General features: G+C 69.5%; 19 protein-coding genes and 1 riboswitch. Of the genes, 12 read left to right on the top strand and 7 right to left on the bottom strand.

Annotated elements, in window-relative coordinates:
- Positions 1 to 15: 15 nt before the first annotated feature.
- Positions 16 to 3,753 (bottom strand): Ti-type conjugative transfer relaxase TraA, encoded by a 3,738-nt coding sequence (gene traA, locus A3862_RS30475; RefSeq protein WP_111474454.1) that lies wholly within the window; start codon positions 3,751 to 3,753, stop codon positions 16 to 18.
- A gap of 470 nt (positions 3,754 to 4,223) precedes the next feature.
- Here traA and A3862_RS30470 point away from each other — a divergent pair, with 470 nt between their 5' ends.
- The 3 genes from A3862_RS30470 to A3862_RS30460 are packed head-to-tail and all read left to right on the top strand — an operon-like array spanning position 4,224 to position 6,704.
- Positions 4,224 to 4,502 (top strand): TraC family protein, encoded by a 279-nt coding sequence (locus A3862_RS30470; protein ID WP_111474453.1) that lies wholly within the window; start codon positions 4,224 to 4,226, stop codon positions 4,500 to 4,502.
- Entirely contained in the window at positions 4,486 to 4,683 is a 198-nt protein-coding gene (locus A3862_RS30465; RefSeq protein ID WP_111474452.1) for a conjugal transfer protein TraD, read from the top strand. The genes A3862_RS30470 and A3862_RS30465 overlap by 17 nt, the downstream gene beginning before the upstream one ends.
- On the top strand, positions 4,680 to 6,704 hold the full coding sequence (locus tag A3862_RS30460; protein WP_236962211.1) for a conjugal transfer protein TraG: 2,025 nt from the start codon (positions 4,680 to 4,682) through the stop codon (positions 6,702 to 6,704). The genes A3862_RS30465 and A3862_RS30460 overlap by 4 nt, the downstream gene beginning before the upstream one ends.
- A 195-nt stretch (positions 6,705 to 6,899) precedes the next feature.
- Here A3862_RS30460 and A3862_RS31770 read toward each other — a convergent pair whose 3' ends face one another.
- Positions 6,900 to 7,073: a hypothetical protein gene (locus A3862_RS31770; protein WP_164706448.1), complete on the bottom strand. Its 174-nt coding sequence runs from the start codon at positions 7,071 to 7,073 to the stop codon at positions 6,900 to 6,902.
- A 569-nt stretch (positions 7,074 to 7,642) separates the two neighbouring features.
- On the opposite strand from A3862_RS31770, the gene A3862_RS30455 reads away from it, so the two are divergent.
- The 4 genes from A3862_RS30455 (at position 7,643) to A3862_RS30440 (ending at position 9,070) form a co-directional block, all read left to right on the top strand.
- The gene (locus A3862_RS30455; protein ID WP_111474451.1) at positions 7,643 to 7,864 is read left to right on the top strand and encodes a hypothetical protein; all 222 of its coding nucleotides are present in this window, start codon (positions 7,643 to 7,645) and stop codon (positions 7,862 to 7,864) included.
- Between the two features lie 114 nt (positions 7,865 to 7,978).
- On the top strand, positions 7,979 to 8,362 hold the full coding sequence (locus A3862_RS30450) for a hypothetical protein (RefSeq protein WP_236962209.1): 384 nt from the start codon (positions 7,979 to 7,981) through the stop codon (positions 8,360 to 8,362).
- 141 nt (positions 8,363 to 8,503) lie between these two features.
- On the top strand, positions 8,504 to 8,785 hold the full coding sequence (locus A3862_RS30445; RefSeq protein WP_111474449.1) for a hypothetical protein: 282 nt from the start codon (positions 8,504 to 8,506) through the stop codon (positions 8,783 to 8,785).
- A 48-nt stretch (positions 8,786 to 8,833) separates the two neighbouring features.
- Complete coding sequence (locus A3862_RS30440; protein WP_111474448.1) at positions 8,834 to 9,070, top strand: hypothetical protein; 237 nt, start codon at positions 8,834 to 8,836, stop codon at positions 9,068 to 9,070.
- 339 nt (positions 9,071 to 9,409) lie between these two features.
- Here the strand turns inward: A3862_RS30440 and A3862_RS30435 are convergent, their stop codons facing one another.
- The 3 genes from A3862_RS30435 to A3862_RS30425 all read right to left on the bottom strand — a co-directional run bounded on the left by A3862_RS30435 (position 9,410) and on the right by A3862_RS30425 (position 16,127).
- Positions 9,410 to 10,339, bottom strand: a complete 930-nt coding sequence (locus A3862_RS30435) for a DUF2493 domain-containing protein (protein WP_111474447.1) — start codon at positions 10,337 to 10,339, stop codon at positions 9,410 to 9,412.
- Between the two features lie 345 nt (positions 10,340 to 10,684).
- Entirely contained in the window at positions 10,685 to 11,743 is a 1,059-nt protein-coding gene (locus A3862_RS30430) for a DUF7146 domain-containing protein (protein ID WP_111474446.1), read from the bottom strand.
- Positions 11,744 to 11,768: 25 nt separating this feature from the next.
- Complete coding sequence (locus A3862_RS30425; protein ID WP_111474445.1) at positions 11,769 to 16,127, bottom strand: strawberry notch family protein; 4,359 nt, start codon at positions 16,125 to 16,127, stop codon at positions 11,769 to 11,771.
- Between the two features lie 234 nt (positions 16,128 to 16,361).
- Here A3862_RS30425 and A3862_RS30420 point away from each other — a divergent pair, with 234 nt between their 5' ends.
- The gene (locus tag A3862_RS30420) at positions 16,362 to 16,922 is read left to right on the top strand and encodes a MucR family transcriptional regulator (protein WP_111474444.1); all 561 of its coding nucleotides are present in this window, start codon (positions 16,362 to 16,364) and stop codon (positions 16,920 to 16,922) included.
- Here the strand turns inward: A3862_RS30420 and A3862_RS30415 are convergent.
- Complete coding sequence (locus A3862_RS30415; protein WP_111474443.1) at positions 16,901 to 19,150, bottom strand: ParB/RepB/Spo0J family partition protein; 2,250 nt, start codon at positions 19,148 to 19,150, stop codon at positions 16,901 to 16,903. The two genes, A3862_RS30420 and A3862_RS30415, sit on opposite strands and share 22 nt — an antisense overlap.
- Positions 19,151 to 19,432: 282 nt before the next feature.
- Here A3862_RS30415 and A3862_RS30410 point away from each other — a divergent pair, with 282 nt between their 5' ends.
- The 4 genes from A3862_RS30410 to A3862_RS30395 all read left to right on the top strand — a co-directional run bounded on the left by A3862_RS30410 (position 19,433) and on the right by A3862_RS30395 (position 23,061).
- Positions 19,433 to 19,690, top strand: coding sequence for an AbrB/MazE/SpoVT family DNA-binding domain-containing protein (locus A3862_RS30410; protein WP_111474442.1), 258 nt, complete (start codon positions 19,433 to 19,435; stop codon positions 19,688 to 19,690).
- Positions 19,687 to 20,013 carry a type II toxin-antitoxin system PemK/MazF family toxin gene (locus A3862_RS30405; RefSeq protein ID WP_111474441.1) on the top strand — a complete coding sequence of 109 codons (327 nt, stop codon included), beginning with the start codon at positions 19,687 to 19,689 and terminating at the stop codon, positions 20,011 to 20,013. Before A3862_RS30410 ends, A3862_RS30405 begins: the two co-directional genes overlap by 4 nt.
- 268 nt (positions 20,014 to 20,281) lie before the next feature.
- Positions 20,282 to 20,477: riboswitch (cobalamin riboswitch) on the top strand.
- On the top strand, positions 20,435 to 22,741 hold the full coding sequence (locus A3862_RS30400) for a TonB-dependent receptor (RefSeq protein ID WP_236962207.1): 2,307 nt from the start codon (positions 20,435 to 20,437) through the stop codon (positions 22,739 to 22,741). Its footprint overlaps the riboswitch before it by 43 nt.
- Entirely contained in the window at positions 22,741 to 23,061 is a 321-nt protein-coding gene (locus A3862_RS30395) for a hypothetical protein (protein WP_205782378.1), read from the top strand. Before A3862_RS30400 ends, A3862_RS30395 begins: the two co-directional genes overlap by 1 nt.
- A gap of 105 nt (positions 23,062 to 23,166) precedes the next feature.
- On the opposite strand, the gene A3862_RS30390 is transcribed toward A3862_RS30395, so the two are convergent.
- A complete protein-coding gene (locus tag A3862_RS30390) occupies positions 23,167 to 23,532 on the bottom strand; it encodes a hypothetical protein (RefSeq protein ID WP_236962205.1) in 366 nt (121 codons plus the stop codon).
- Positions 23,533 to 23,563 lie beyond the last annotated feature (31 nt).

Genomic DNA, 23,563 nt, shown 5'->3' with positions numbered 1-23,563 from the left:
ACCGTGGCGTCCGCATCACAGAGACAGCCCGAGATCGGGGCCCTGCTCCAGATCGCGCTCCTGAGCCCTGCTCATGAAGCGCTCCCGGAACAGCGAGCCGTCCTCGATATAGGAAGCGACGAGGCCGCCGCCGGTCAGGATCTCGCGCTCCGCCTCGTCGAGCCGTTGCCCAGGTCCGAGGCCGCGCCCCGCGTGATGGCCGATCGATCCGTTCGCGCCGAAGCGGCGTCCCACGGCCTCGGCGAAGGCGATCACCTCGGCGCGCAGCTCGGGGGTCGCCACCGCGGCGGCCACGAGCTCGTCCAGGGGGCGAGCGGAGGTCCACCGCCCCACCTCGGCGAGGGCCGCTGCCGCGGCCGGGCTCAGCCCCGGCACCGCGATCGTCAGCCGCTGGCGGTACGCGACCTCGGCCGGGCGCAAGCCGTCGGCCACGCCCTCGAAATGGTCCTTGAGCTCGAGGGCCTCGGCCTTGGCCTGCGCGAACGCGGTCTCGGCCCGGGCCCGGTCCTCCTTGTCCTGCCTGGGCACGAACCAGCCCTTGCGGCCGCGCAGGCCGCCATGGGGTTCGGGATCGGACAGGAGGGCTTCGATCCGCTCCTCGTAGACCTCGTCCGGCTGCCGCAGCTCGGCGAGGATCGCGGCGTAGACCGGCCCCGGCTTGTCGAGTGCGGTTCGCAGGCAGCGCTGAAGCGAGTCCGTCTCGGACTTCAGATCGCGCGCGGGATCGATGCGCGCATAGAGGGCCGCCCTGAGGCCCTTGGTGCCGAGATCGACCGCGGCGAGGAACGGCGCGAGCGGGGCCTTCTGCTCCTGAGACGCCGCCGGCTCCGGGGCCCGCGCGGCCTCGGTTCGGGCCTCCGGCTCGACGACCTGGCTCCTGTCGATCGCCGCGCCCCCATGGCGTGCGACCACCGCCCCCCAGGCCTCGGACAGGCGGGTGGCGAGACCGTGCAGCCGGTGCCAGTGCGCCTGGGCCTGGCGCAGCATCCCGCGCGCGCGGCGGACCAGGGCCGGGGCAAGCGCGGCGTGGCCGTCGAGGTTGCGGCGCTCGGCGAAGGCGGAGGCGAGGGCGCGCAGATCCTGCGGCCGAACCCGATCGGCGATCTCCGTCTCCGCATGCTCCAGCCGCGTCAACGCAGCTTCGAGCACGGCCAGCGCCGGCGACCCCGTGGGCACGGCCACGGTTCCGGCAACCGACGGTACATCCTCGGCCAATCCGGTGATGCCCTCGGGCTCGATCCTGACGGCATCCGGATCTGCTGGAACCAGGATTGCCGGGGTCGGCGCGTCGGCCTCGAGCCGGCCGGCCAGGGCGCCAAGATCCCGGGCCATCCGCCTGGCGTCGAGCGAAGACAGGTCCACCGCCGCCTCGCGGAAGGCGGCCTCGCCAGCGAAGTCGAGGGTCGAAGCCTTGGCCCCATCCCGCCCGAGGCGCCAGGCCATGCCGGCCAGCGCGGCCGTATCGAGGGCCTCGTGCGCCGGGGCCTTCCCGAGCTTGGCCCGCCGCCCCGGCGAGATGAAATCCTCGTGCGCGCCGTGCAGCACCACCGCATGGCGATGGCGCGTCATCGCCACGTAGGCGAGGTGCCGATCCATGCCAGGCGTGGCCAGCACATGCACCCGGTCGAGCGTCGCGCCCTGGCTCTTGTGCACGGTCGCGGCGTAGCCGTGATCGAGGTTGCGGTAGAGCTCCGCCCGCACCTCGATCCGCGCGCCGTCGCCGGTCCCGTCCCGGTCGAGCCGGACCATGAGCCGCCCGCTCGCCGCCGTCTCGACCGTGGCGAGCATGCCGTTCTTCACCCCGAGCGCGCGATCGTTTTCGAGGAACAGCACCCGGTCGCCGGGGGCGAACATCCGCTCGCCGCGCTCGGTCACGAACCGGGCCTCGCCCAAGAGCAGGCCATCCGCCTTCAAGGTGTCTCGGGCCATGGCGTTCAGCGCCAGAACGTCGACGTTGGTCTGGGCCAGGATCAGGGTCTCGCTCGGCCGCCCGTCGGGCTTATGGCCGAGGTAATCCGGCTTCCAGGCGGCGATCAGCGCCGCCCGCGCCGCCGCCCGGTCGGGCGTGAACCGGACCATGCCGCGCTCGCGATAGACCCCGAGTGCCGCGGCCGTCTCACCGCGCGCGAAGGCCACGCTCGCCCGCCGCATCGCCGGATCGGCCTGGCGCCAGATCTCGGCGAGTTCGGCGTATCCGATGATCTCGGTGATCGCCCGGAACCCGGCACCGGCCTCGATCGGCTGGAGCTGCATCGCATCGCCGACCAGCACCAGCTTGGCCCCGCGCCGCTCCACTTCCCGAACGATCCGCGAGAGCTGCTCCGAGGCGACCATGCCGGCCTCGTCGAGCACGAACACGTCGCCGGATTTCAGCAGATCGCGGTCGTTCTTCCAGGCCAGTTCCCACGAGGCCAGGGTGCGGCTGACGATCCCGGCGCTGCGCTCCAGACCCTCCGCCGCCTTGCCGGCGAGAGCTCCACCCACGACGCGGTGGCCGCTGTCGCTCCAGGCGGCGCGCGCCACCCCGAGCATGGTCGATTTGCCGGCGCCGGCGAAGCCGACCACGGCCGCGATCCGCGCCGCGCCTGTGACGTGACGGACTGCCTCGCGCTGCTCCTCGGACAGCTCGGGTCGTGCGGCGAAGGCCCGGTCGCGGGATCGATCCGGCACCCGGTGCGAGGTGTCGGCAAACAACCGCCCGGTGGCGGTCTGCATCCTGATCTCGGCTTCGAGCAACGCCCGCGTCGTCCACCGCGCCCGGGCGATCACCCGGCCGCTCTCCGGGTCGAACACCTCCTCGGCCACCGCCACCAATTCGGGCGATTGTCCGAGCCTCAGGCGCACCGCCTCGAACGCCATCGGATCGTCGATGTAGCGGAACACCGCCCGGGCGATATCGCGCCCGTCGAACACGCTCTTCTCGCGCGACAGGATCGGCAGCAGCGTCTCGGGATCGTCGATGATCGCCTGCGCATTGCGGAGGCGCTTCTGCTTCTCCGCTTCGACCCGATCGGACACCTTGCCGAGCCCGGCCATATTGACCGCGTGGACGCCGATATGTTCGGTCGGCTCGATCCTGATGCCGGCCTCGACGTGCGAGCGGTGGTCGATGCGCAGGTCGAGCCCGGCCTTGGAGAGGTGCAGGTTGGTCGTCTCGGCCCAGGACCGGCGCCACGGGACCAGGTGCTTCATCGGCCCGGCCAACTTCTCGTAGCGCGGCTTGCCGTCATCCCGGTAGAGGACGTTCCCGTCCCGGTCGCGAGCGACCTCGAACTTCGTCGCAAACCCCTTCTCGGTGAATTTGCGAAGCGGGATCATGACGTGGATGTGCGGGTTGCCCGGCACATCATGCAGAGCCCAGTCCGCCACCATTCCCTGCGCGGTGATCGCGCTCTCGATCCAGTCGCGCGCGAGATCGATGTTCTGCTCGAGGGTGAGTTCGACCGGGAGCGCGATGTTCATCTCCATCGCGTAGCCGGTGCCTTTCAGCCCCTCCTTCCGTTCGACCGCATTCCACAGATAGGCCGAGGCTGCGTTCTCGCTGCGGCCGTCGATGCCGGTGCGGAACCAGGCCGGCGTCTGCTCCGGCAGGGCCAGTTCGGTGTGCGCGACGTGCTGCTTGCCCTCGTAGGTCAGAACCTTGCCGGTGGCCTCACGCACCATGTTGGTGGCCCGGCGATAGGCCGCGGATGCGACGGCACTCTTGCCGACGCCTGCGCTGATGACCTGAGCCGAGAGGTGGTAGATCGCCATGCGAGGGAACCCCGAGCTTGGCCATTACCCTTGAGCACAGGGATATGCAATATCCCCTTAAGTGCGCCCCTTCGTAGAACTCCGGGGACTTTGCGGAGGCGCTGCGCGCCGTAGCTCCGTTTGATAGAGGCCCCTACCGGGGCCGTCCATCCGCCCGGCAGAGCCGGCCAGCGCGAGGGGCTTTCGCGCTTCGGGGCGAAGGGATGAGGCTGCCATCAGCCAAGCCTCGGCGGCGGGTAAGCTCGGCCTTTTCGGAAGCGCCGTTCCCTCGACGGACGCGCGCCAAGCCTGAAGGAGGAAGGGCTTTCCGGGAGCAGAGTACGGGCCTCGCTTGCCCGGTCGTCCTCGCCGCTGTGGTCGGACGACCACAGGAACGGGAGGCCGATCATCCTCGCCAAACGTCAAGGTTGCCCTGCGTCAAGCCGATGGTAAATTTCGCCCGACGCAACCGGAACTGGAATACACTATCCATGGCTCGATCGAAATCGCGCGAGACGATCGTCAACGAGATCACGGCGCTTCAGGCCAAGCTGAGGGCCCATGACAAGGCCGAGGCCGAACGGCTCGGGAACCTCGCGATCAAGTCCGGCATCGGCGCGATCGACATCTCGGACGACGAGCTGGCCCGCGAGTTCCAGGCGATCGTCGCCCGATTTCGTGAGGGGGCATCGACGGTGGAAGAGCCAAAGGCAAAGGGATCTCGAAGCGCTGGAAAAGCTCCAGAGGGAGCTGATGACCAAGCGGCATGAAGAGCGGCGCGCCGACGCCTACCGCAAGATCAAGCTCGGTGGCCTCGTCATCAAAGCCGGCCTTGCCGACCTGCCGAGCAACGTCCTGCTCGGCCTCCTGATCGAGGGCGCCGAGCGCCTCCGTGATCCCGACGCCGTCGAGCAATTCGCCCGGCGCGGTGACAAGGAGTTCAAGACATGAAGTGGGTCACCGCCGCCCTCGTTGTCGCGATCGGGCTCGCGCTCCATCTCGTGATCGGAACGGTCCTGCCGCCGCTGGTTGGCGCGCTCTACGTGGTCGAGCCGGGGCATTCGATGATGCTCCGGGCCCTGCAGGTAGCTGCGGTGGCGTTCCCCGCGCTCGTGCTGTTCGCGGCCGCCGGCCTCACCCGGCCGGGTGACAGCGGCCGGGTCGTGGCAGTCGGTGTCTCCCTGTTCCTGATCGGCCTGTGCGCGTGGACGGTCCGCAAGGAGATCACCCGCCTGACGGCTCTCGACCCTGAGGCGGATCCGCGAGTGCTGCTGCGCCGGACCGACATCCCGCTGTTCTGCGCTGTCGGCTTTGCGGGCTTCGTCGCCTTCATCGCACCGCTGGTTTCGCTGGTCCGGGTCAAGCGGACCACGCGCGGCTACAACCGACCGATCCGCTCCAAATCGGCAGCCCACGGCGACGCGGAATGGGCGACGATGAAACTCGCCGGCGAGCTGTTCCCGCCGCAAGGTGATCTGATCCTCGGCGAGCTGTACCGCCCCGATCTCGATCCGAAGAGCACCGCGCGCGTGTTCAAGCCGGGCGACCCCAAGACCTGGGGCTCGGGCGGCCGGAAACCGCTGATGGGGTTCAACTGCGATTTCGGTTCGACCCACGGGCTGGTGTTCTCCGGCTCCGGTGGCTTCAAGACCACCGGAGCCGTCGTGCCGATGCTGCTGTCGTGGCCGGGCAACGCGGTCGTGCTCGATCCCTCGACCGAGCTGCATCCGATGCTCGCGCAGTACCGCAGCGCCATCCGCGGAAAGGACGTCAGGCGCCCGGTCCATTGCATCACGCCGAAGGATCCACGGAGCGGCTTCAACGTGCTCGACTGGATCGGCCAGGGGGAGAACAGCGCCGAGAAGGACATCTCCGCCGTGGTCGGCTGGATCGCCACCGGCCCGGTCAAGCGCGACGACCCGAAGGACTTCTTCCGCAACTCCGCGCTTCAGCTCATTCGCGGCGTCCTGGCTCACATCTGCCTGAACCGCTCGTACTCGGGCGCCCGCACGCTGCGCGCCCTGCGCGAGATCATCTCGAAGCCCGAAACCGACTTCATCGACCGGCTGATCGAGATCCTGCGGCTCGAGAACGACGGCTCGTTCGCCAAGCTGGCGCTCGGCCCGTTCAAGAGCATGGCGCAGCAGACCTTCTCGGGCGTCTACGCCACCGCGGCCGACCTCACCAACTGGCTCTCGTTCCAGGAATATGCCGCCATCGTGTCGGACGGGGATTTCTCCAGCCTCGACCTGATCGACGACGATCTCGACGTGTTCGTCTCCCTCGATCTCCAGACGCTTCAGGATTATCCGGGGCTGGCGCGGGTCATCATCGGCGGGTTGATGAACGCGCTCTATCACGCCAACGGCGAGATCGAGGGTCGCGTCGCCTTCATCCTCGACGAGGCGGCGCGGCTGGGCAACATGAGCCTGATCGAGGTCGCCCGCGATGCCGGCCGCAAGTACGGCATCACCATGGTGCTGGTGTACCAATCGCTCGGTCAGCTCCGCCAGCAATGGGGCGACAAGGACGCCGTCAGCGCGTGGTTCGAGTCGACCTCGTGGCAGAGCTTTTCCGCGATTACCGACGTCGACACCGCCAAGTGGCTGTCCGAGCGATGCGGTTCCTACACCCAGGAGATCGTCTCCTACAGCCAGCAGGCCCGCTCCGGTGGAAAGGGCTCGGGCGGGGTCAGCCTGTCGGCCTCGACCAGCCTGCAGAAGCGAGCCCTGATCATGCCCGACGAGATCATCAACACGATGCGGCGTGACGAGCAGATCCTGCTCGTCGGCGGCGTCGAGCCGATCCGCTGCGGTCGTCCGATCTACTACCGCCGCCCCGAGATGAGAGCGCTGGTCGGGGCCAACCGCTTCCAGACCCGCGACGTGCAGGAGACGGCCGGCGAGGCGAGCGATCAGGCCGCGGCCGTCGGCGCGAAGGAGGAGGGTACCGGCAGTCGTGAGGCGGCCTGATCGGCATGGTGCCGATCGCGGCAAAACCTGTTCTGTGGTCAGGCGCACTGGCTCCCCGAAGGGCCGGCAGCGACCACGCGCGCGGGCCTGTCGGTCCTGGCTCCCATCGGTCGCATCGCAAGGCACGAACCAGGGGTGTGTCTGCCGCCTTTCGATGGATCGAAGGCCGCCCGAAGGCGGCCTCGGGGGAGGGCCTCAGCCCTCCGTGGAGAGCTGGGTGATCGCGGCCTTGGCGGCCTCGAGCTCGGCGGCGATGGTGCGGCGCTCACGCGGGCAGGTGACCGAGGCCAGCTCGGCCTGGAGTTCCGCGACGTGGGTGACGAGGGCGAAGCGGGCGTGGGCGGGGAGGGTCGAGGTGGGGCGCGGCATCGGTCGGGTTTCCTGAGGCGCTCGGGACTGTCCCGGCGCGATGCGACCTCCAAACAGGCGGCGGCGCCGACCGCACCCGAAGGGCCGCAGCGCAGCGGAGGACCGGCCGGACCGACGATTTTGTCCCGCGAGGAATGGCGCGCAGCGCCAGGGGAAAATCGTCGGGCTGGACGGTTGCGGGCGGTGACGCCGCCTGTTCCCTTGTCGCCATCGTGTTGGGACGGTCCGTCGCTGTGGCGAACTGCGCTGCCGCGGTTCACCGCCGGTTCCGCTTGGGCAGAGTCGGCCGGCCACTGCGCTGCCGGACGGGGCGCGCGGGCCGCCTCCGCCCCTCGACGGGGCCTCCAGGGTGGCTCGGGAGGCCGCCCCACCGCACCGCCGCCGTTCGTGATGGCGCCCGCGCGGGCCGACGCTGCCACCGCCCTCGTCATCAGGGGCTCCGCGCCCGGGGGGAGGGCCATTCCAGCCTGACGCGGGATGCACCTGAGCGCCCGATGCGGCGCGCGACTTCAAGTGATCTGATACAACCTCATTGCAAAACACTCCTCTCGACGTCCGACGTGCCCACCATGACCGGCTCCACCATCGCCCGGCAGCATCTCGAAGAGATCGCCGCTCTTCTCGGCGTCGATCCGTCCGCTTTCCTGGATCCGGGTGGGCCTCTTCTTCCGCATCAGGATACGATTGCGCTTCTGGATCTTTGGACCCGGCTCGGCTGTCCGGATGCCAGGCGGCGGGTTCTCGGTCATCTTCTCGAGGAGGTCGAGCGGTTTACCCTGGTTCAGCAATGAGCGATGCTGGTATTCAAATGAGGGCGTAGGATGATTTCATCGCAAGCTTCTCCCGCCTCGGTTCCGGACCAGATCTGGACCCCGCTCAAGGCCGTTGTTGCTCCGGGCGCTCACGTGTCACTGGCCATTGCCGAGCCGGTCGATCTCCGGCTCTCGATCGATCTCGGTTTTTCGGTGATCGAGGCGGTCGGTGTCGACCAGGTCGGTGACCTGATCGAGGGGTTCCAGCTCCGGGACGAGGAGCGGGTCGCCTGCGACCGCTACGGCTTCGTTCTCACCGAGGAGGAGCACGAGGACGGGGTGCGCCTGGTGACCTACCGCGACAAGCACACCGAAGTGCGGATCCCTCGCTCCGACTACGACCGGATCGCCGGGAGCGTGTCGGAACTTGTGGCCGACTCGAGCGTCCAGGCCGCCGTCGAACGGGCCTACAGCCGCCACGCCGCGACGTTGCGCGGCGAGGCTTGGCATCCGGGCCCGAAGGGATTCGGGGGCTAGGGCGTCGACCTATGGATCAAAAGCCGGTCAGCTTGACCATACGAAGGACCGTTGAGGGGGACGGAGCCGTTGGCCTGCCCCTCTTGTGACAGGGCGAGATCGAGCGCCTATGAGCCTCGGGAAACGCCGAGGTAGAGTTTCATGTCCGATATTCAGGCCCTCGCCGCCACGCTACGCAAGCTGGCGAAGCCCAACACGAAGCGGAAGGAACTGATTGCGGAGGTTCGTAAACAACACCCGGACGCCACGAAGAAAGAGATCGTGCGCGCTGCCTTCTACGCGCTGACCCATGATGTTGATAACGATCCGGAGCAGGCCCAGCATCTGCACGCCTTCGCGCTGACCGAGCGGGCTGGCGAAGAGGAAGATGCCCCACCACCCAATAAATCGCGCAAGAAGGATCGCCGCAAGGAGGGCGAGTAAGCACCGTGCGCAACGGAGAGGACGGATGAGGAACACGGAGGATCACCGATGAAGGGGTTCCGTCTGCATCGCGGCTGGCGCGAGCCGAACGGCCTCGTGACGAATCACGTCACGCTGGAGCGGATCATCAAGGCTGCCAGCGCCTGCGATGCCATGGGTGTGGCCCTAGCCGAGGGAGACTTCGTGCTCGACGTCGACATCAACTTGGTGTGGCTCATCGACGACCAGGGTACCCTGGTCTGGTCGCTGCGACTGGACGACGAGAATACGGCCCCGAGCCCTTAAGGGCGCGCCCACCTACTGATGCTCCGCTTGCCCCCGACGACCATCCGCACCGTGTGGGAAAGAGCCGTTTGATCAGCGACTGTCGTCGGAGCTTGACCAGAGCAACCGCACGGCGGGGACGCCGCCGCAGCCACTGCGCTGTGACCTCCGGAGGATTGAATGATCTGCGCGTACAGATGATAGATCGCCAATCCGCCCTCCCATGTCGAGCCAGCGCCCTGTCTGACAGACCCGGCTGCCGCGTGGTCGATCGCAGCAGCAGCCGACTCCATCCAGCGACATACTGGGCTGCAAGCCGTAGAGGCAGACCTTCGCCCGGCATCGTCGGGGCCCCGGCGCCTATGCGCCGGCCTTCACGCCGCGCCGGATTGGGATGCCCTTCGACAGCGCCTTGTCGGCGAGGTTGTCGGAGATGCCGCCGCCGGGGAAGTGGACGATGCCGATCGGCATCTGCTCCAGGATCGTGTCGTTGCGCCGGAAAGGGGCGGCCCGGTTGTAGCGCTTCCAGTCCGGCCTGAACACCACCTGGGGGACCTTGCGGTTGTCGGCCCACTTCGCCGCGATCAGCTCGGCGCCCTCCCCGCCGCCGTGCAACAGCACCATGTCGGGATGCTTGGCCCGGACCTTGTCGAGGGTGTCCCAGATCACCGTGACGTCCTGGTACTCCTTGCCGCCGGTGAAGGCGATGCGGGTGCCCTGCGGCAGGTGGATCTCGGTTTCCGCCCGCCGCCGCGCGCTGATGTAGTCGCGCGAGTCGATCATCGCCGCCGTCATGGTGGCGCGGTTGACCCGCGACCCGGAATGCGGGCGCCACAGCGACCGGGTGGTGCGGGTGAACATCTGGGCCGCGGTGTCGCGGGCGTACTCGAAGGCGTTGCGCCGCTCCGAGAGCGTCAGCCCGAGGGCGGTGAGGCGCTCCAGCTCGACCGACAGCACCTCGCTGCCGTCCTGATCGCGCTGGCTGGCACGCTGCGCCTGCTCGTTCTCGTCGAGCTTGCGCTCGATCTGCTCGACGCGGCGGTGGAACACGTTGACGAAGCCCCACAGCACGTCCTCGAGGTCGTCCTCCAGGCGGGTGTCGGCGAAGGCCTGCTCGAGGGCGCTCATCGCCACCTGCAGGCCCTGGTCCATCGCGCGCTTGGCCGGGAGCGGCCGGGGATCGTCGTGCTCCTCGAACGGGCGGTAGCCGGTGACCGCCAGTTCCTCCAGCAGGGTCGCGTCGGCCGTCGGCAGGTCGGCATCGAGATCGTGGATCGCGTGGTCGAGCATCGCGGGCTCCTTGGGGTCCGAGACCTGCGTCCATCGCGGCCTTCGTGGCGACCCAAGGCCGGGCCCGGGAGCCTGGGGCACCCGCGCCCCCTCCGCATCGCACCTTCTGCGATGCGGAGGCGCGGGCCGAAGCGCAGCGGAGGACGGCTCGCGGCCGTCGATTTTGCCTCGCGATGCAAAGCCGCCGTCAGGCGGCGGCGGAAAATCGTCGGCCGGGACCGTTGCACCCAAGGCCCCCGGCCCGGCACCCGTCGCCCTCTCGAGAAGGCCGTGGACGCCGGCTCTCCCTCCGGCCCAGGACAGCCGCCAGGGCCTCACCCGGACGCCTCGATCGGACTGACCGGATCAGGCTGCTGCCGCCTCCTCGAACCGGAGGTGGGCCACCGTGTCGTTCTCGTCGAGCTGCGGCGCCAGATGCAGGGCGAGATCGCGCGGACCGAGATGGCGCAGGTCGGTGTTGAAGTCGTCCTCGCGGGGATCGAGATCCGTCACCAGGATGCCGGCGGCCTCGGCGCGCCGGCGCAGGATTGCGGCCCCCCGCTCGCCGGCGGCGTCGGCGTCGCGGGCGATGTAGAGGTGGCGCAGGCCCGGAGGGAGGATCAGGGCGCCGAGGTGCCCGGCCGAGAGCGCGGCCACATGCGGCATCGTGGGCATCAGGCGGTGGAGCGACAGCACCGTCTCGACGCCCTCCCCGGCCACCAGGAGATCCGTGACCGTGCCGGGGAAGCGCACGCCGTAGCCGAGCAGGTGGCCGAGCACCCGCCGCGGCTTCGGCAAATCGGCTTTGCCGCGCCCGTCGGCGGCGAGCCAGGTCCGGCCGACGGCCGTGACGGCGCCCGACAGATCGGTGACGCAGGCGAGCAGGGCCGGGTGCCAGGTGTCAGGCCCCGGATGCTTGCGCGAGGCCCGGTACAGGCAGCGCGGGTGGAACCGCAGCGCCGGCAAGCCAACGGCGTGCTCAAGCCCGCGTGAACGCAGGTAGGCCGCCGCCGGGGTGCCGACCACGGGCCGGCCATAGCGCAGCATCCGCCGGGCCGACTCGGTCGTGTCGCGCGCCTCCGGGAGCGGGCGCGACCGCTCCGCCTCGGGCGGCTGAGGCAAGCTGAGGAAGGCCCGCGCCTCCGCCAGGGCCTCCTTCACGGTGCCGCCGCTCTGGAGCCGGATCAGGTCGAGCAGGTCGCCGTGCTCGCCTGTGGCGCCGTCTGCCCACTTGCCGCGGCGGCCCTTGCCGGTGGCCGGGCCGGTCAGGCGCACGTACATCGACGCGCCCTGCGTGTTGAACACGTCGCCGACGCACCAGAACCGGCCGGAGCGGTAGCCGTTCGAGAGATAGCGACGGCAAACCGCCTCGGCGTGGTCGGCGAGCTGGCGGGCAATGTCCGCGGCGGCGGGATGGGTCGGCATGGTTGGCCTCCGTCCGGTTCGAGCATTAAGCGTGAGCGGAAGCGGCGACGCAACGGAGCAGCGCATGGCGCTCGAACACCGCGGCCAGGATGGCCGCCCCGCGCTCACCGGCCGGGAGGAACAGGCGGGTGCGATAGGCGATCACCTCGGCGAACAGCCCGAGCGCCTTGAGCCCGGCTCTGGCTCCCTCGCTCGCCCCGATCAGCTCCACCCGGTCCTCCCCCATCACCCTGGCTCGCTTGACCTGAAGCCCCCCGGCGAGCTGCAGGCTGGCGCGCCCGCCGAGCACGGCGGCGAAGGCCTCGGCCGGGGCCATGGCGGCGCCGGCGCCGAGATTGAGCCGCTCGCGGGTGACGTGCAGATCCTCGGGCTCGACCACCCGGCCGACGATGCGCTCGCCCGCATCGGTGACGAGGCGGAACACCCGCATGTCGATGCCGGGCAGCCGGTCCCAGATCGGCAGCAGGAGGCCGGTGACCACGGTGAGGGTGTGCTCCTCGAACTTGGGCAGGGCCGCAAGCTCGGTCTTCCACGCGGCCCGGAACGCCTCCGGCGTCACCTCCTCGAACCGCGAGCGGTCGAAGGCGTCGCGGTCGAGGATCTGGCGCTGGAGCGGGCGCACCAGCCGCACCCGCGCCACCACGGACCCGTCCTCGCGGGTCTCGCTCGCGGCCTTCCCCATCAGCGCCGGCCGCCCGGACTTCGCGTTGACCATGGGCCGGTAGCCGTCGACGACCAGGGCTAGGGCGTCGTCGAGGTCGAGCGGATGCAGTCGGCGCCGCTCGGCAAGGGTGAGCAGATGGGTGCGCGCGCCGCTCTCGGGATGGGTGTAGGCCACCTCGCGATCCGTGACCGTGAACGACTCGGCGGTCAGCACCTCGACGCCGACATCGTAGACCCCGGCCGAGATCGCGCCCTCGATCACCAGGGCCAGCCGCTCCTCGAACGCCGCGAACAGGCGGTTCTGCAGGGCGATGCGCAGCGCCAGCACGCGGTTGAGGAAGCGGCCGATCGGCGGCAACTCGTCGAGCAGGCAACCGGCGTCATTGACCAGGGACAGCCCGGTCATCGCCTCGAAGGTCTCGCGCGGGCAGCCCTCGATCTCACCGCGCACGATCGCCCAGTAGAGCTGGCGCAGGGCCGTGGCGGCGTAGTGGCCCTCCAGATTGTCCTCGGGCCGGAACAGGCCCTGACCGCCGGTCTGGCGCTGGCCGCGGGTGATCGCCCCGAGGGTGTCGAGGCGCCGGGCGATGGTGGAGAGGAACCGCTTCTCGCCCTTCACGTCGGTCGTGACCGGCCGGAACAGCGGCGGTTGCGCCTGATTGGTGCGGTTGGTGCGGCCCAACCCCTGGACCGCGGCGTCGGCCTTCCATCCGGCCTCGAGCAGATAGTGGACGCGCAGGCGCCGGTTCTTCGCACCCCGGTCTGCATGGTAGCTGCGCCCGGTGCCGCCGGCCTCGGAGAAGACGAGGATCCGCTTCTCGTCCCCCTGGAACGCCTGGGTCTCGCTCAGATTGGCGCCGGCCGGGCGGTTCTGGAGCACGAGGCGATCGACGCCGTCACGCCCCGTCTGGCGCACGATCCGGCGCGAGCGGCCGGTCACCTCGGCGACCGCGCCCGCACCGAAATGGTGCAGGATCTGGTCGAGCGCCGACTGCACGGGCTCGAGCCCGCACAGGCGCTCAATCAGCGCGTCGCGGGCCTCGACCGCCTCGCGGCACTGGACCGGCCGCCCCTCGTCGTCGGTCACCGGCCGGGATTGCAGGTTGCCGTCGGCGTCGGTGTAGGGCTCGTAGAGCTGGGTCGGGAAGGCGTGGGCGAGGTAGTCGATGACGTACTCGCGCGGGGTCACGTCGACTTGAAGGTCGCCCCATTCCGAGGAGGGGATTCCGGCCAGACGCCGCTCCATCAGCGCCTCGCCGGTCGAGACGATCTGGATCACCGCGGCGTGCCCGGCCTCGATCTGCGCCGCGATGTCGGCGATCAGAGACGGGCACTTCATCGCCGTGAGCAGGTGGTTGAAGAAGCGCTGCTTGCTCGACTCGAAGGCCGAGCGCGCCGCCGACTTCGCCGCCCGGTTCAGCGTCCCTGACGCGCCGGTGACACCCGAGGCCTGGAGTGCGGCGTCGAGATGCGTGTGGATCACCTGGAACGCATCGGCATAGGCGTCGTAGATCGCCGTCTGTTCCGAGGTGAGCAAGTGGTCGAGCATCTCGACTTCGACGCCGGCGTAGGAGAGCGAGCGGGCGGTGTAGAGGCCGAGCGCCTTCAGGTCGCGGGCCAGCACCTCCATGGCGGCGAGGCCGCCCTGCTGCATCGCGGAGACGAAATCCGTCCGGGCCGGGAACGGGAAGCTGCCGCCGCCCCACAGGCCGAGCCGGTGGGCGTAGGCCAGCTTCTCGACCGTGACCGCCCCGGTGGCCGAGACGTAGAGCACGCGGGCCTCGGGCAGGCGGTACTGGAGGCCGAGACCGGCCTTCCCCTGCTGCGAGGCCTCGACCACGCCGCGATCGCCCGAGCCGGCGGCGGCGTTGGCGAGCGCATGGGCCTCGTCGAGGGCGATCACGCCGTCGAAGTCCGGCCCGAGCCAGTCGCAGACCTGATCGAGGCGTGAGCCCGCCCCGCTGCGGCTGCCGCCGCGCAGCGTCGCGAAGGTAGTGAACAGGATGCCCTCGGACAGGGTGACCGGCTTGCCCGGCGCGAACCGGCTGAGCGGCACGATCTGGAGCGGCTCCTGGCCGAGATGGCGCCAATCGCGGCGGGCGTCCTCCAACAGGGCGTCGTTCTTCGAGATCCAGAGCGCCCGGCGCCGCCCCTGCATCCAGTTGTCGAGGATGATGCCGGCGACCTGGCGGCCCTTGCCCGCGCCGGTGCCGTCGCCGAGGAAGAAGCCCTGCCGGAAGCGCACCGCGCCTTCCGCGTCCGCCGCGGCGGCCGAGACGATCGTGCCGGTCTCGTCGACGGTCCAGTGTCCCGGCAGGTGGCGGGCATGGGCGGCGCCGGCATAGATCACGGTCTCGATCTGGCAGTCCGAGAGCAGGCCCTCAGTGACGACCGGCGCCGGCAGGCGCGGGGCGTGGCTCGGCCGGGGCAGGCGCACCGAGGCCATGGCGGTCGACTGGACAAGCGGGGTCGGATGGGGCTGCGCGCCCTCGATCCGCAGGGTCTCCAGGGTGTAGGCCTCGTACAGGGCGGCCTCGGGCACCAGCGTTGCGGGCAGGTCCTCGATCGTCGTGTAGGCGATCGGCACGACGGTCTCGTCCGCGGGAGCGGGAGCCGGCCGCGGCGACGGCGGGCGCGCGACGGCGGGCCGGCGGGTCAAGCCGGGGATGGCGCTGCGCGGGACCGGCGCGGGCGCCGGGATCGCGTGGAGGCGAGGCGGCAGGCTGGACAGCACGGCCTGGAGCAGGGCGGCGGGATCGGCACAGAGCCCGAGCGGAGCCGCCTGGGCGCCGCTCTCGCCGTCGGGCATCCGATCGAACACCGACAGGCGCACGTCGACGGTGGTGCCGTGCTTGGCGTAAGCGCGCCCGGACAGGCCAGCGGAAAACACCAGCCGGCCGCCGCGCTCGGCCAGCCCGGTGAACGCGCCCGCGCTCGACGGGCGATCCGGCCGGAACCCCTCACCCGTGATGGCGACCAGCCGCCCGCCGGGGGCGAGCCGGGCGAGGGCCGAGCGCAGATGCGTGGCGGTGGCGTCGCGGTAGCGGCCCTCGACCCCCGCCGCGACCGAGAACGGCGGGTTCATCAGCACCACGTCCGGGATCACGCCCGCGTCGAGCCGGTCGTGGATCTGCGCCGCGTCGAGCTGCGTCACACCGACGGCCGGGAAGAGCAGGGCGAGCAGGCCGGCGCGGGTCGCGGCCAGCTCGTTGAGATGCAGGCGCGCCCCGGCAAGCTCGGCGTGGACCGCGAGCAGGCCGGTGCCGGCCGAGGGCTCCAGCACCCGCTCGCCCGGGCGCAGCCCGGCCGCGAGGGCGGCGGCGAAGCCGAGGGCGAGCGGCGTCGAGAATTGCTGGAACACCTCGCTCTCCTCGGAGCGGCGCGTCTGGGTCGGGAGCATCGCGGTGATGCGGGCGATGAGGGCGAGCCGCGCCGCCGGGGTCGCGGCCCTGGCTCGGATCGCCGGCCAGAACCGGCGCAGGAACAGCACCTGGGCGATCTCGCCGGCCTCGTAGGCATCCTTCCACAGCCAGAGCCCGTCGGCGTCGCTGCCGCCACAGGCCGCCTCCATCGCCGCGCGCAGGGCGGCGGTGTCGACCGCACGGCCCTGCGCGAGCTGGTCGGCGAGGCAGGTGCCGACCCGGATCAGCGCCTCCGGCGCGGGTGACGAGGTGAGGGCGGTGCTATGGCGGAGCTGCTGGGTGCGGATCGAGACGTTCACGGACGGCCTCCTGGCGGGCGATCGGCCGACCCGCAGGACTTTCTCTGTCCCACCGTCGGCTCAACTCCGCCTGGCCTCCTCTTCCTCTCATGGCACGACCTGATGTATTGCCATCACAGTTGAGTTACGATCCAGCGCCGTACACTTTCAAATTGATGTCTTCACAATGGACTATTGACTATTGCAACGGCCACGCTTCAGATGGCCGGCGATTCACGGGGAAGGATCTGTCGGTTGGAACGGCAGCACAAGAACCGCGACCGCTCGAACGTGGCTATGACCGTTCGGATCGCGACATCGTATCTGTCCAAGAACAGGCTCAGCCCGGACGAGGTTGGCCCGCTGATCGAGAAAGTCAGCCTAGCCTTGGCGCGTCTGCGAGGGAGACAGCATAACGCGGCTGAACAAGAGCTGCCGACGCAGGAGGAAATCCAGGCCTCGATCCGCGAGAGGCAACTGATTTCGTTCGAGGACGGCAAGTCCTATCGCATGCTTAAGCGGCACCTGACCAGTTTGAAGCTCACCCCCGAGGCGTATCGCGCCAAGTGGGGCTTGCCGGACGATTATCCGATGGTGGCACCGTTCTACACGCGCAAGCGCGCCAGGCTCGCGAAACAGACGCGCCTCGGCCATTACGACCGGGAGACGGGAAAGCTTTTGCCGGAGCCTTCGCGACCGCGAGCTGTCCACGCCGCTCCCGAGGCCCCGACGAAAATCCCCGAGCCGCGAGGCTCGGGGGTGAGCCGACGTCAGGGCGCGGGCGGCGCGGAACGCTACTCGGCGGCGATGGCGTAGGCGTTCGGCTCGGACCCGTCCGCGTCCGCCGCATCACCGCCGTCGGCGAGGAAGGCCGGGAGGTCCTCGGCCGGTTCATCCACCGCATCCGCCGCCGCGCCGTCGCCGGCCGGTTCCTCGGTCCCGATGGCCGCGTCGGGCGCCACGCCCGCACCCTCGGCGTCGAGGCCGGGCGTGCGCAGCAGCTCGGGCAGCCAGCCGCTGCCGGCCATCAGCCGCTCGGCCTCACGCGCCATGTCGCCCTTCTTGAGGCCCTCAAGCAGGCGCGCGGTGTCCTCGCCCTTGGCCTCGCGCAAAGCCGCCAGGATCCTGCCCTTCGTGACCCGCGAGAAGTAGTTGGCCGCCGTCGGCGTCCAGTCGCGGGTCATGTCGAGCCCGACGAGCTGGGCCAGCCGGTCGGCATGCGGCAACGCCTCGGGGCGCCGGTCGTAGGGTGCTTGCATCGCGTTGACGCTCAGGCCCGCGCAGAGCGCGAACAGCTCGGTGCGCGCCTCCGGAGCCAGATCGACCAAGAAGTCCCAGATCGCCCCGTGCTCCTCCGGCAGCCGCTTCGCCCACGCCTCGCGCCGCGCGTCGAGGGACGTCGCCGGCCGGAAGGCGTCGAGACCCTGCACGGTGTGGTCGACCCGGCTCGACGTGGTCGACACCTCGAGGCAGGAGCCGGTGCGGTAGCCGTTGACGATCACCCGGATCACCATGGCGTGCAGGACCGCGATGAAGGCGGCCTCGGGATCGTCGGCCAGAGCCTCGCGCAGGGCGATGGTGCGGTAGCTGGTCAGCTCGGTCCGATGCTGCTCGGAGAGCGGCCGGTCGGTCTCCTCGGGCTCGGCCGTGGGGCCGGACGCCGCCGAGCCGCCGCCGATGGTGATGATCGTACGCATTACGCTCGGCTCCGGTCGGACGGTCCGTCCATCCGCCTCCGGGGAACCCACACCGACGGCGTCGGCCTCGGAGCTCGCGCCCCCGGTCTCCGTCGCAGCCTCACCCTCCGGGGCTGCGACGGGCTCGTCCTCCGGCCGGACGTAGCCGCGCCGCACCATCGGCCGGCCGTCGTAGTCGAGGCTGACGAAGGCCCCGGCAATCGCGATGTCGGCCGGGTCGTGGATCGCGGCGCGCGCCTCGTACTCGGCGATCTCGCTCTCCAGGGTGGCCAGCCGCTCGGCGATGTCGGCGGGGATCTCCTCGCCGTAGCCGTACTGGTCATTGAGCGAGTCGAACTCCTCGACAGCGGCCTCGAAGGCCACCTCCTCGGCCTCGCTCAGCTCGGAGCGGGTCCGCAGGGTGCGCAGGCCGTATGTGTGGCCGTGACCGAGGCTGAGCTGGACCTCGATCCACTTCCAGCCCTCCGCGGCCACGCTCTGGCTGAACTCCGCCAGCTTCGCCTCGGCCAGTCGGTCGAGCAGGGCCGCATCCTGGAACCAGCCGTCGCCGCGCTCGGCGAACAGGTCGCGCAGGACGGTGCCGCCGGCGGCGATGTAGGCCTCCTCGCCGACGAAGACGGCGCGGGCGTCACCCACGCTCACCGTGCGCTCGGTCAGGGCCTGCCGGATCGACCAGTTGCTCACCCCGCCCCGCCGGCACAGGGCCTCCCAGACCTTGACCTGACGCTCGGCATCCTCGGTGACCGAGAAGGCCATCAGGCATTCCAGGGTCAGCTCCCCGGCCGCGTAGGCGTCGAGCAGCACCGGGCTGATGCCGGCGAGCCGCAGGCGCTGGCGCACGATCGTCTCCGTGACGAAGAACCGGGCGGCGATGTCGGCCGGGGGCATGCCGGCATCCGCCAGCGCCTTGAACGCCCGGAACTGGTCGAGCGGATGCAGGGCCTCGCGCATGGCGTTCTCGGCGATCGAGTCCTCGGTCGCGCTAATCGCGCTGTCGGCCGGGCGGACGATGCAGGGCACCTTGACACCCTTTGCAATGCGCCGGGTCTTCACGAGATGTTCCAGGGCGCGGAAACGCCGGCCGCCGGCGGGCACCTCGTAGCGCCCGGTCTCCTGGCCCGCCCCGTCGAGGATCGGGCGCACGCTCAAGGACTGGAGCAGGCCGCGCCGGGCGATATCCTCGGCCAGGTCCTCGATGCTCATCCCCTGAGCAATCCGGCGTACGTTCGCCTGGCTCAAGCTGAGCTTGTCGAACGGGATCGCAATCGCCTCAGTCAGCACGATCTTGGCGGCGGTGCTGGCAGCGGTCTTCGGGGTGCTCTTCGGCGTGGCCTTCGGGCTGGTCATGGTGGCATCGTCCCTGTGTGCGGGCGGCCGGGCTCTCTTCCCGACCTCGAAACCCTCACGAAGGCGAAGCCCCCCTCTGACTCTGCAAGGGCTCCGTGGGACCAGGCCGGGCCGGATCAGCCGACGGTCGCCTCGGCACCAGGGTCGTGGTGTAGCGGGGGCATCCAAAGCCGACGCACCTTGCGACCGATCGCCAGCCCTTGACTCCGGTGGTCGATCTCCTTCGGGCTTGAACATGGCAGCGCCCAAGTTATATCTTCATATAATAACCGAGGCTCTTTCATGCATACCACCAACCTCCGCAAGGTCGGCGGATCGATCATGTTGGCCGTGCCGCCGGCGCTGCTCGACGTTCTGCACCTGACGGCTGGCGCCAAGGTTGGCCTCACCGTCGACAATGGCCGGCTGGTGGTCGAGCCGCAGGCCCGGCCTCGCTACACGATGGCTGAGTTGCTGGCCGCCTCCGACTACTCTCAGCCACAGCCACCCGAGGAGCGCGAATGGGTGGATGCCCCGGCCATCGGCGATGAGCCGCTATGAAGCGCGGTGATGTCTACATGGTCGACCTTGAACCGACCCAAGGTCGGGAACAGCGCGGGCACCGGCCGGTCGTCATCGTCTCGCCCGACGAGTTCAACCGTGCGACCAACCTGCCGATCGTTGCTCCGATCACGAATGGCGGCGACTTCGCCCGCCGGATCGGCTTTGCCGTGTCGCTGACCGGGACCAGGACCACAGGGGTCGTGCGCTGCGATCAACCGCGTGTTCTCGACCTGAATGCACGCAACGGCCGGAGAGTCGAGAGCTTACCCGCAGCGATCATGGACGACGTGTTGGCGAGGATGGCAACACTCTTCGCGTGAAGGTCCACACCCGGGCGAGGGCCGCGAACGACCATGACCGTTGAAGACGATATTTCCTCTCCACGCCACGATCGCAGATCACGAGCGTATTTCAATTGCATCGATCCTCCCCTCTTTGACCGGCGGCGGCGATCCGGGCCTCGAAGTGACGGCGGGCTCGTGTCACCTCTCTGGCACACATGAAGAATCATGGAGGGATGTGGGGGAATAAGACCCAAAGTCCAAACGTAAACCCGGCATCGCGACTTGACGGTCGGCGGAAGCCGGATGCAAGGTTCTGCGCGACGGTTCCCCTCGGGGATCAAAAGGGAACACGGTGAGGGGGAACCCGAGGCCGTGGCTGCCCCCGCAACTGTAAGCGGCGAGCCCAGCACCACCGCGTCACTGGATGCATGTCATCCGGGAAGACGGTGCAGGGGCGATGACCCGCAAGCCAGGAGACCTGCCGTCAGCCGTGGTCACACGCGAAACGCGTCGGGCGGGGGTACCTGACGAGTGTCGGAGCGCTTGGCCATGGCCAAGCGCGGCGACTTCGTTCGCGGTGACGTGCCACCGCTGCCCTCGAGGCCCCGTGTCCCGTTCTTCGTTTCGCGCCCTGATCGCACTATCCGGCTGCAGCCTGACTGCGCTGTCGACCGTCGTCGCTGCCCAGGATCCCCCTTCGCGGGCGGCCTCGAGCTCCGATATCTTGCTGGAGGAAATCTCGGTCACCCCTGAAAAGAGGGCCGCGACACCGCAGGGCGGGCCTTCCGCGAGCGCCGGCTACGTCGGTGGCGTCACCGGGATCGGTGGCTCGCTCCTCACCGTCGACTCGGCCAGCGCCGGCATCATCACCGGTGCTCAGCTCAATAGCCGGCCGGTCACCCGGCCCGGCGAGGTGCTGGAGGAGGTCCCCGGTCTCATCGTCACCCAGCATTCCGGGGAGGGGAAAGCCAACCAGTTCTTCCTGCGCGGGTTCAACCTCGACCATGGCAGCGACATCGCCATCACGGTGGACGGCATGCCAGTCAACATGCGGACGAACGCGCATGCACAGGGCTACGCGGACATCAACTTCCTGATCCCCGAACTCGTCGGCGCGGTAGAGTTTCACAAGGGGCCATACTTCGTCCGTGACGGTGACTTCGCTGCGGCCGGCTCGGTACGGATCGACTATCTCGATACCGTCCAGAAGAACCTTGCGCTGACCTCCATCGGGAGCTTCGGCTACAAGCGGGCCCTCAGCATCGCATCGGCTCCCCTGGCCGAGGGCAACCTTCTGGTCGCCGCGGACGCCCAGGTCTATGACGGACCATGGGTCGTCCCGGACGCCCTGCGCAAGATCAGCACCGTCGCCCGATATAGCCAGGGCACGGCACTGGACGGCCTATCGATCACCGGCATGGCCTACGCAGCACGCTGGACGGCCACCAACCAGATCCCCGAGCGTGCGGTGTCCGAAGGATTGATCGGCCGCTACGGCACGATCAACCCGAGCGATGGCGGCGACACCTCGCGGTTCTCCCTGTCGGGACGGTTCAGCGCCACGGACGACACCGGGGTGACGCGGGCCTCGGCCTACGTCATCCGCTCTCAGCTCAACCTGTTCAACGATTTCACTTATTTCCTCAACGATCCCGTCAACGGCGATCAGTTCCATCAGCTCGACCAGCGCATCGTCGGTGGCGGGGAAGCCCTGCATATTTTCCAGGGCGATCTGTTCGGGTTGCCGATGGAGAACGAGATCGGTGTTCAGACCCGCACCGACTCGATCCGCGTCGGGCTGTTCAACACCACGAACCGCCAATACCGCTCGGGCATCCTCGACGACCGCGTGATGGAGACGAGCGGGGCATTCTACTTCGACAACCGCGTGCGCTGGACCGACTGGCTGCGCACAAGCGTCGGCTTCCGTGCCGACGGCTACTACGCTCGCGTCGCCTCGGATACGCCGGCCAATTCGGGTCGGGCGCGCGACGGCATCGTCAATCCAAAGCTCGGGCTGACGCTGGGGCCATGGTCCGACACCGAGCTTTACGTGAACTACGGCGGTGGCTTCCACTCGAACGACGTGCGCGGCGTGACCGCGACCGTCGATCCGACGAGTTCGCTGTTCAACACCACCCGCTCACCCTTCCTCGTGCCATCCACAGGTTACGAGATCGGTCTGCGCAACCGGTCCATCGCCGGGCTGGAAACGAGCCTCGCCCTGTTCCGGCTCGACTTCGCCTCGGAGAACCTGTTCCAGGGCGATACCGGCACCACGGAGCCGAGCCGCCCGACCCGGCGCTTCGGCGTCGAGTGGAGCAATCACTACGCGGTGACGCCCTGGCTGCGGCTGGAGGGCGACCTTACGATCACCAATGCCCGGTTCTCGAACTACGACCCCGTCGGAAACCGGGTGCCGGAGGCGCCGACCACCATCGCTTCGGCAGGCATCACTTTCGGCGAGCCGCTCGGCTGGTTCGGCTCTCTTCGCTTCCGTTACTTCGGCCCGCGGCCGCTGATCGAGGACAACTCCATCCGCTCGCGCCCGACTGCGCTGCTCAACGGCCGGATCGGCTACGCCTTCGACAATGGGGTGAGCGTCTCCCTGGACGTGCTGAATCTGACGAACAGCAAGTCAGACCAGATCACCTACGCCTACGTGTCACGCCTGCCCGGCGAGCCGGCCGAGGGGCTGATGGATCGCGTGTTCCACCCCGTGGAGCCGACGGCCGTGCGCCTCACGGTCGCCGGGCGGTTCTGATGCAGCATCCCCGCTCAGCGAACGTCGCGCATGCTTCGGGTAAAAGCGCGAAACCGACATCGGGCGTCGACGAGGGCCGCCAACGCTGCGGCGATGCCGGGCGTCGCGCTGCGACCGCCCGCGCGCATCGCTACATGACCGGCCTCGAACCGCTGCTTGAAGCCATCATGCGCCACCAGGGCCGCAGCGCCCAGACCGTCGCGGCCGAGTTGACACGCCGCGCCGTGCGAAAACCGCGCGGCGGGATGATCTGGACATCGGCAGATGCGCAGAGGCTTCTGCGTCGATTGAGCGTCGGCACAGGCATGTCGCCCCGGTAGGTGTCGCGGCGGCCGCCGACGGGCACCTCGTAGCCTCGAAACCCTCACGCAGGCGAAGCCCCCCTCTGACTCCGGAAGGGGGACGACGGATCGAAGGTCGCCGGATCAGGCGGCGGCCTGCGGGGCAGCGCCGGCAGCCCCGACCAGGGTCAGTGGTGGCATGGCGTCAGCCACGGCCTGCTCCAGCCGTGCCAGGATGTCGGAAACGGTTTTGCCGGCATCCTGGCAGCGCCGGAGGGCCGCCAGGGTGATCATCGGCTCGCCGCCCTCGTCGGCGGCTTCCTCGACGGGCTCGGCCATGCCGGGCTGCCAGTATTCCAATCCGGCCTCGAACTGGCCCACCCGGGCCACCCAGGCGGCGTGGTAGGACAGGCCGTGCACACGGCAGAATGCGTCCAGGCCAGGGGTCCGACCGCAATCCTGCAGATCTTCGAAGACCACGCTGCCCCCCTCGGCCAGGGCCTCCCGCACGAGGGGGTCGGCCTCGGCGAAGTAGGCGGCC

Source organism: Methylobacterium sp. XJLW, assembly GCF_003254375.1.
Lineage (GTDB): Bacteria > Pseudomonadota > Alphaproteobacteria > Rhizobiales > Beijerinckiaceae > Methylobacterium > Methylobacterium fujisawaense.
Note: the sequence above shows the minus strand (reverse complement) of the source record. Positions and strands in the feature narration are given on the sequence as shown.

Bases quoted from the DNA above. Each gene is read 5' to 3' on its own strand.
- A3862_RS30415 (WP_111474443.1), bottom strand. From the start codon at position 19,150: ATGACCAGCCCGAAGGCCACGCCGAAGAGCACCCCGAAGACCGCTGCC.
- A3862_RS30460 (WP_236962211.1), top strand. From the start codon at position 4,680: ATGAAGTGGGTCACCGCCGCCCTCGTTGTCGCGATCGGGCTCGCGCTC.
- A3862_RS30395 (WP_205782378.1), top strand. From the start codon at position 22,741: ATGCAGCATCCCCGCTCAGCGAACGTCGCGCATGCTTCGGGTAAAAGC.
- A3862_RS30405 (WP_111474441.1), top strand. From the start codon at position 19,687: ATGAAGCGCGGTGATGTCTACATGGTCGACCTTGAACCGACCCAAGGT.
- A3862_RS30445 (WP_111474449.1), top strand. From the start codon at position 8,504: ATGTCCGATATTCAGGCCCTCGCCGCCACGCTACGCAAGCTGGCGAAG.
- A3862_RS30410 (WP_111474442.1), top strand. From the start codon at position 19,433: ATGCATACCACCAACCTCCGCAAGGTCGGCGGATCGATCATGTTGGCC.
- A3862_RS30430 (WP_111474446.1), bottom strand. From the start codon at position 11,743: ATGCCGACCCATCCCGCCGCCGCGGACATTGCCCGCCAGCTCGCCGAC.
- A3862_RS31770 (WP_164706448.1), bottom strand. From the start codon at position 7,073: ATGCCGCGCCCCACCTCGACCCTCCCCGCCCACGCCCGCTTCGCCCTC.
- A3862_RS30435 (WP_111474447.1), bottom strand. From the start codon at position 10,339: ATGCTCGACCACGCGATCCACGATCTCGATGCCGACCTGCCGACGGCC.
- A3862_RS30465 (WP_111474452.1), top strand. From the start codon at position 4,486: ATGACCAAGCGGCATGAAGAGCGGCGCGCCGACGCCTACCGCAAGATC.
- A3862_RS30400 (WP_236962207.1), top strand. From the start codon at position 20,435: ATGACCCGCAAGCCAGGAGACCTGCCGTCAGCCGTGGTCACACGCGAA.
- traA (WP_111474454.1), bottom strand. From the start codon at position 3,753: ATGGCGATCTACCACCTCTCGGCTCAGGTCATCAGCGCAGGCGTCGGC.
- A3862_RS30470 (WP_111474453.1), top strand. From the start codon at position 4,224: ATGGCTCGATCGAAATCGCGCGAGACGATCGTCAACGAGATCACGGCG.
- A3862_RS30455 (WP_111474451.1), top strand. From the start codon at position 7,643: ATGACCGGCTCCACCATCGCCCGGCAGCATCTCGAAGAGATCGCCGCT.
- A3862_RS30440 (WP_111474448.1), top strand. From the start codon at position 8,834: ATGAAGGGGTTCCGTCTGCATCGCGGCTGGCGCGAGCCGAACGGCCTC.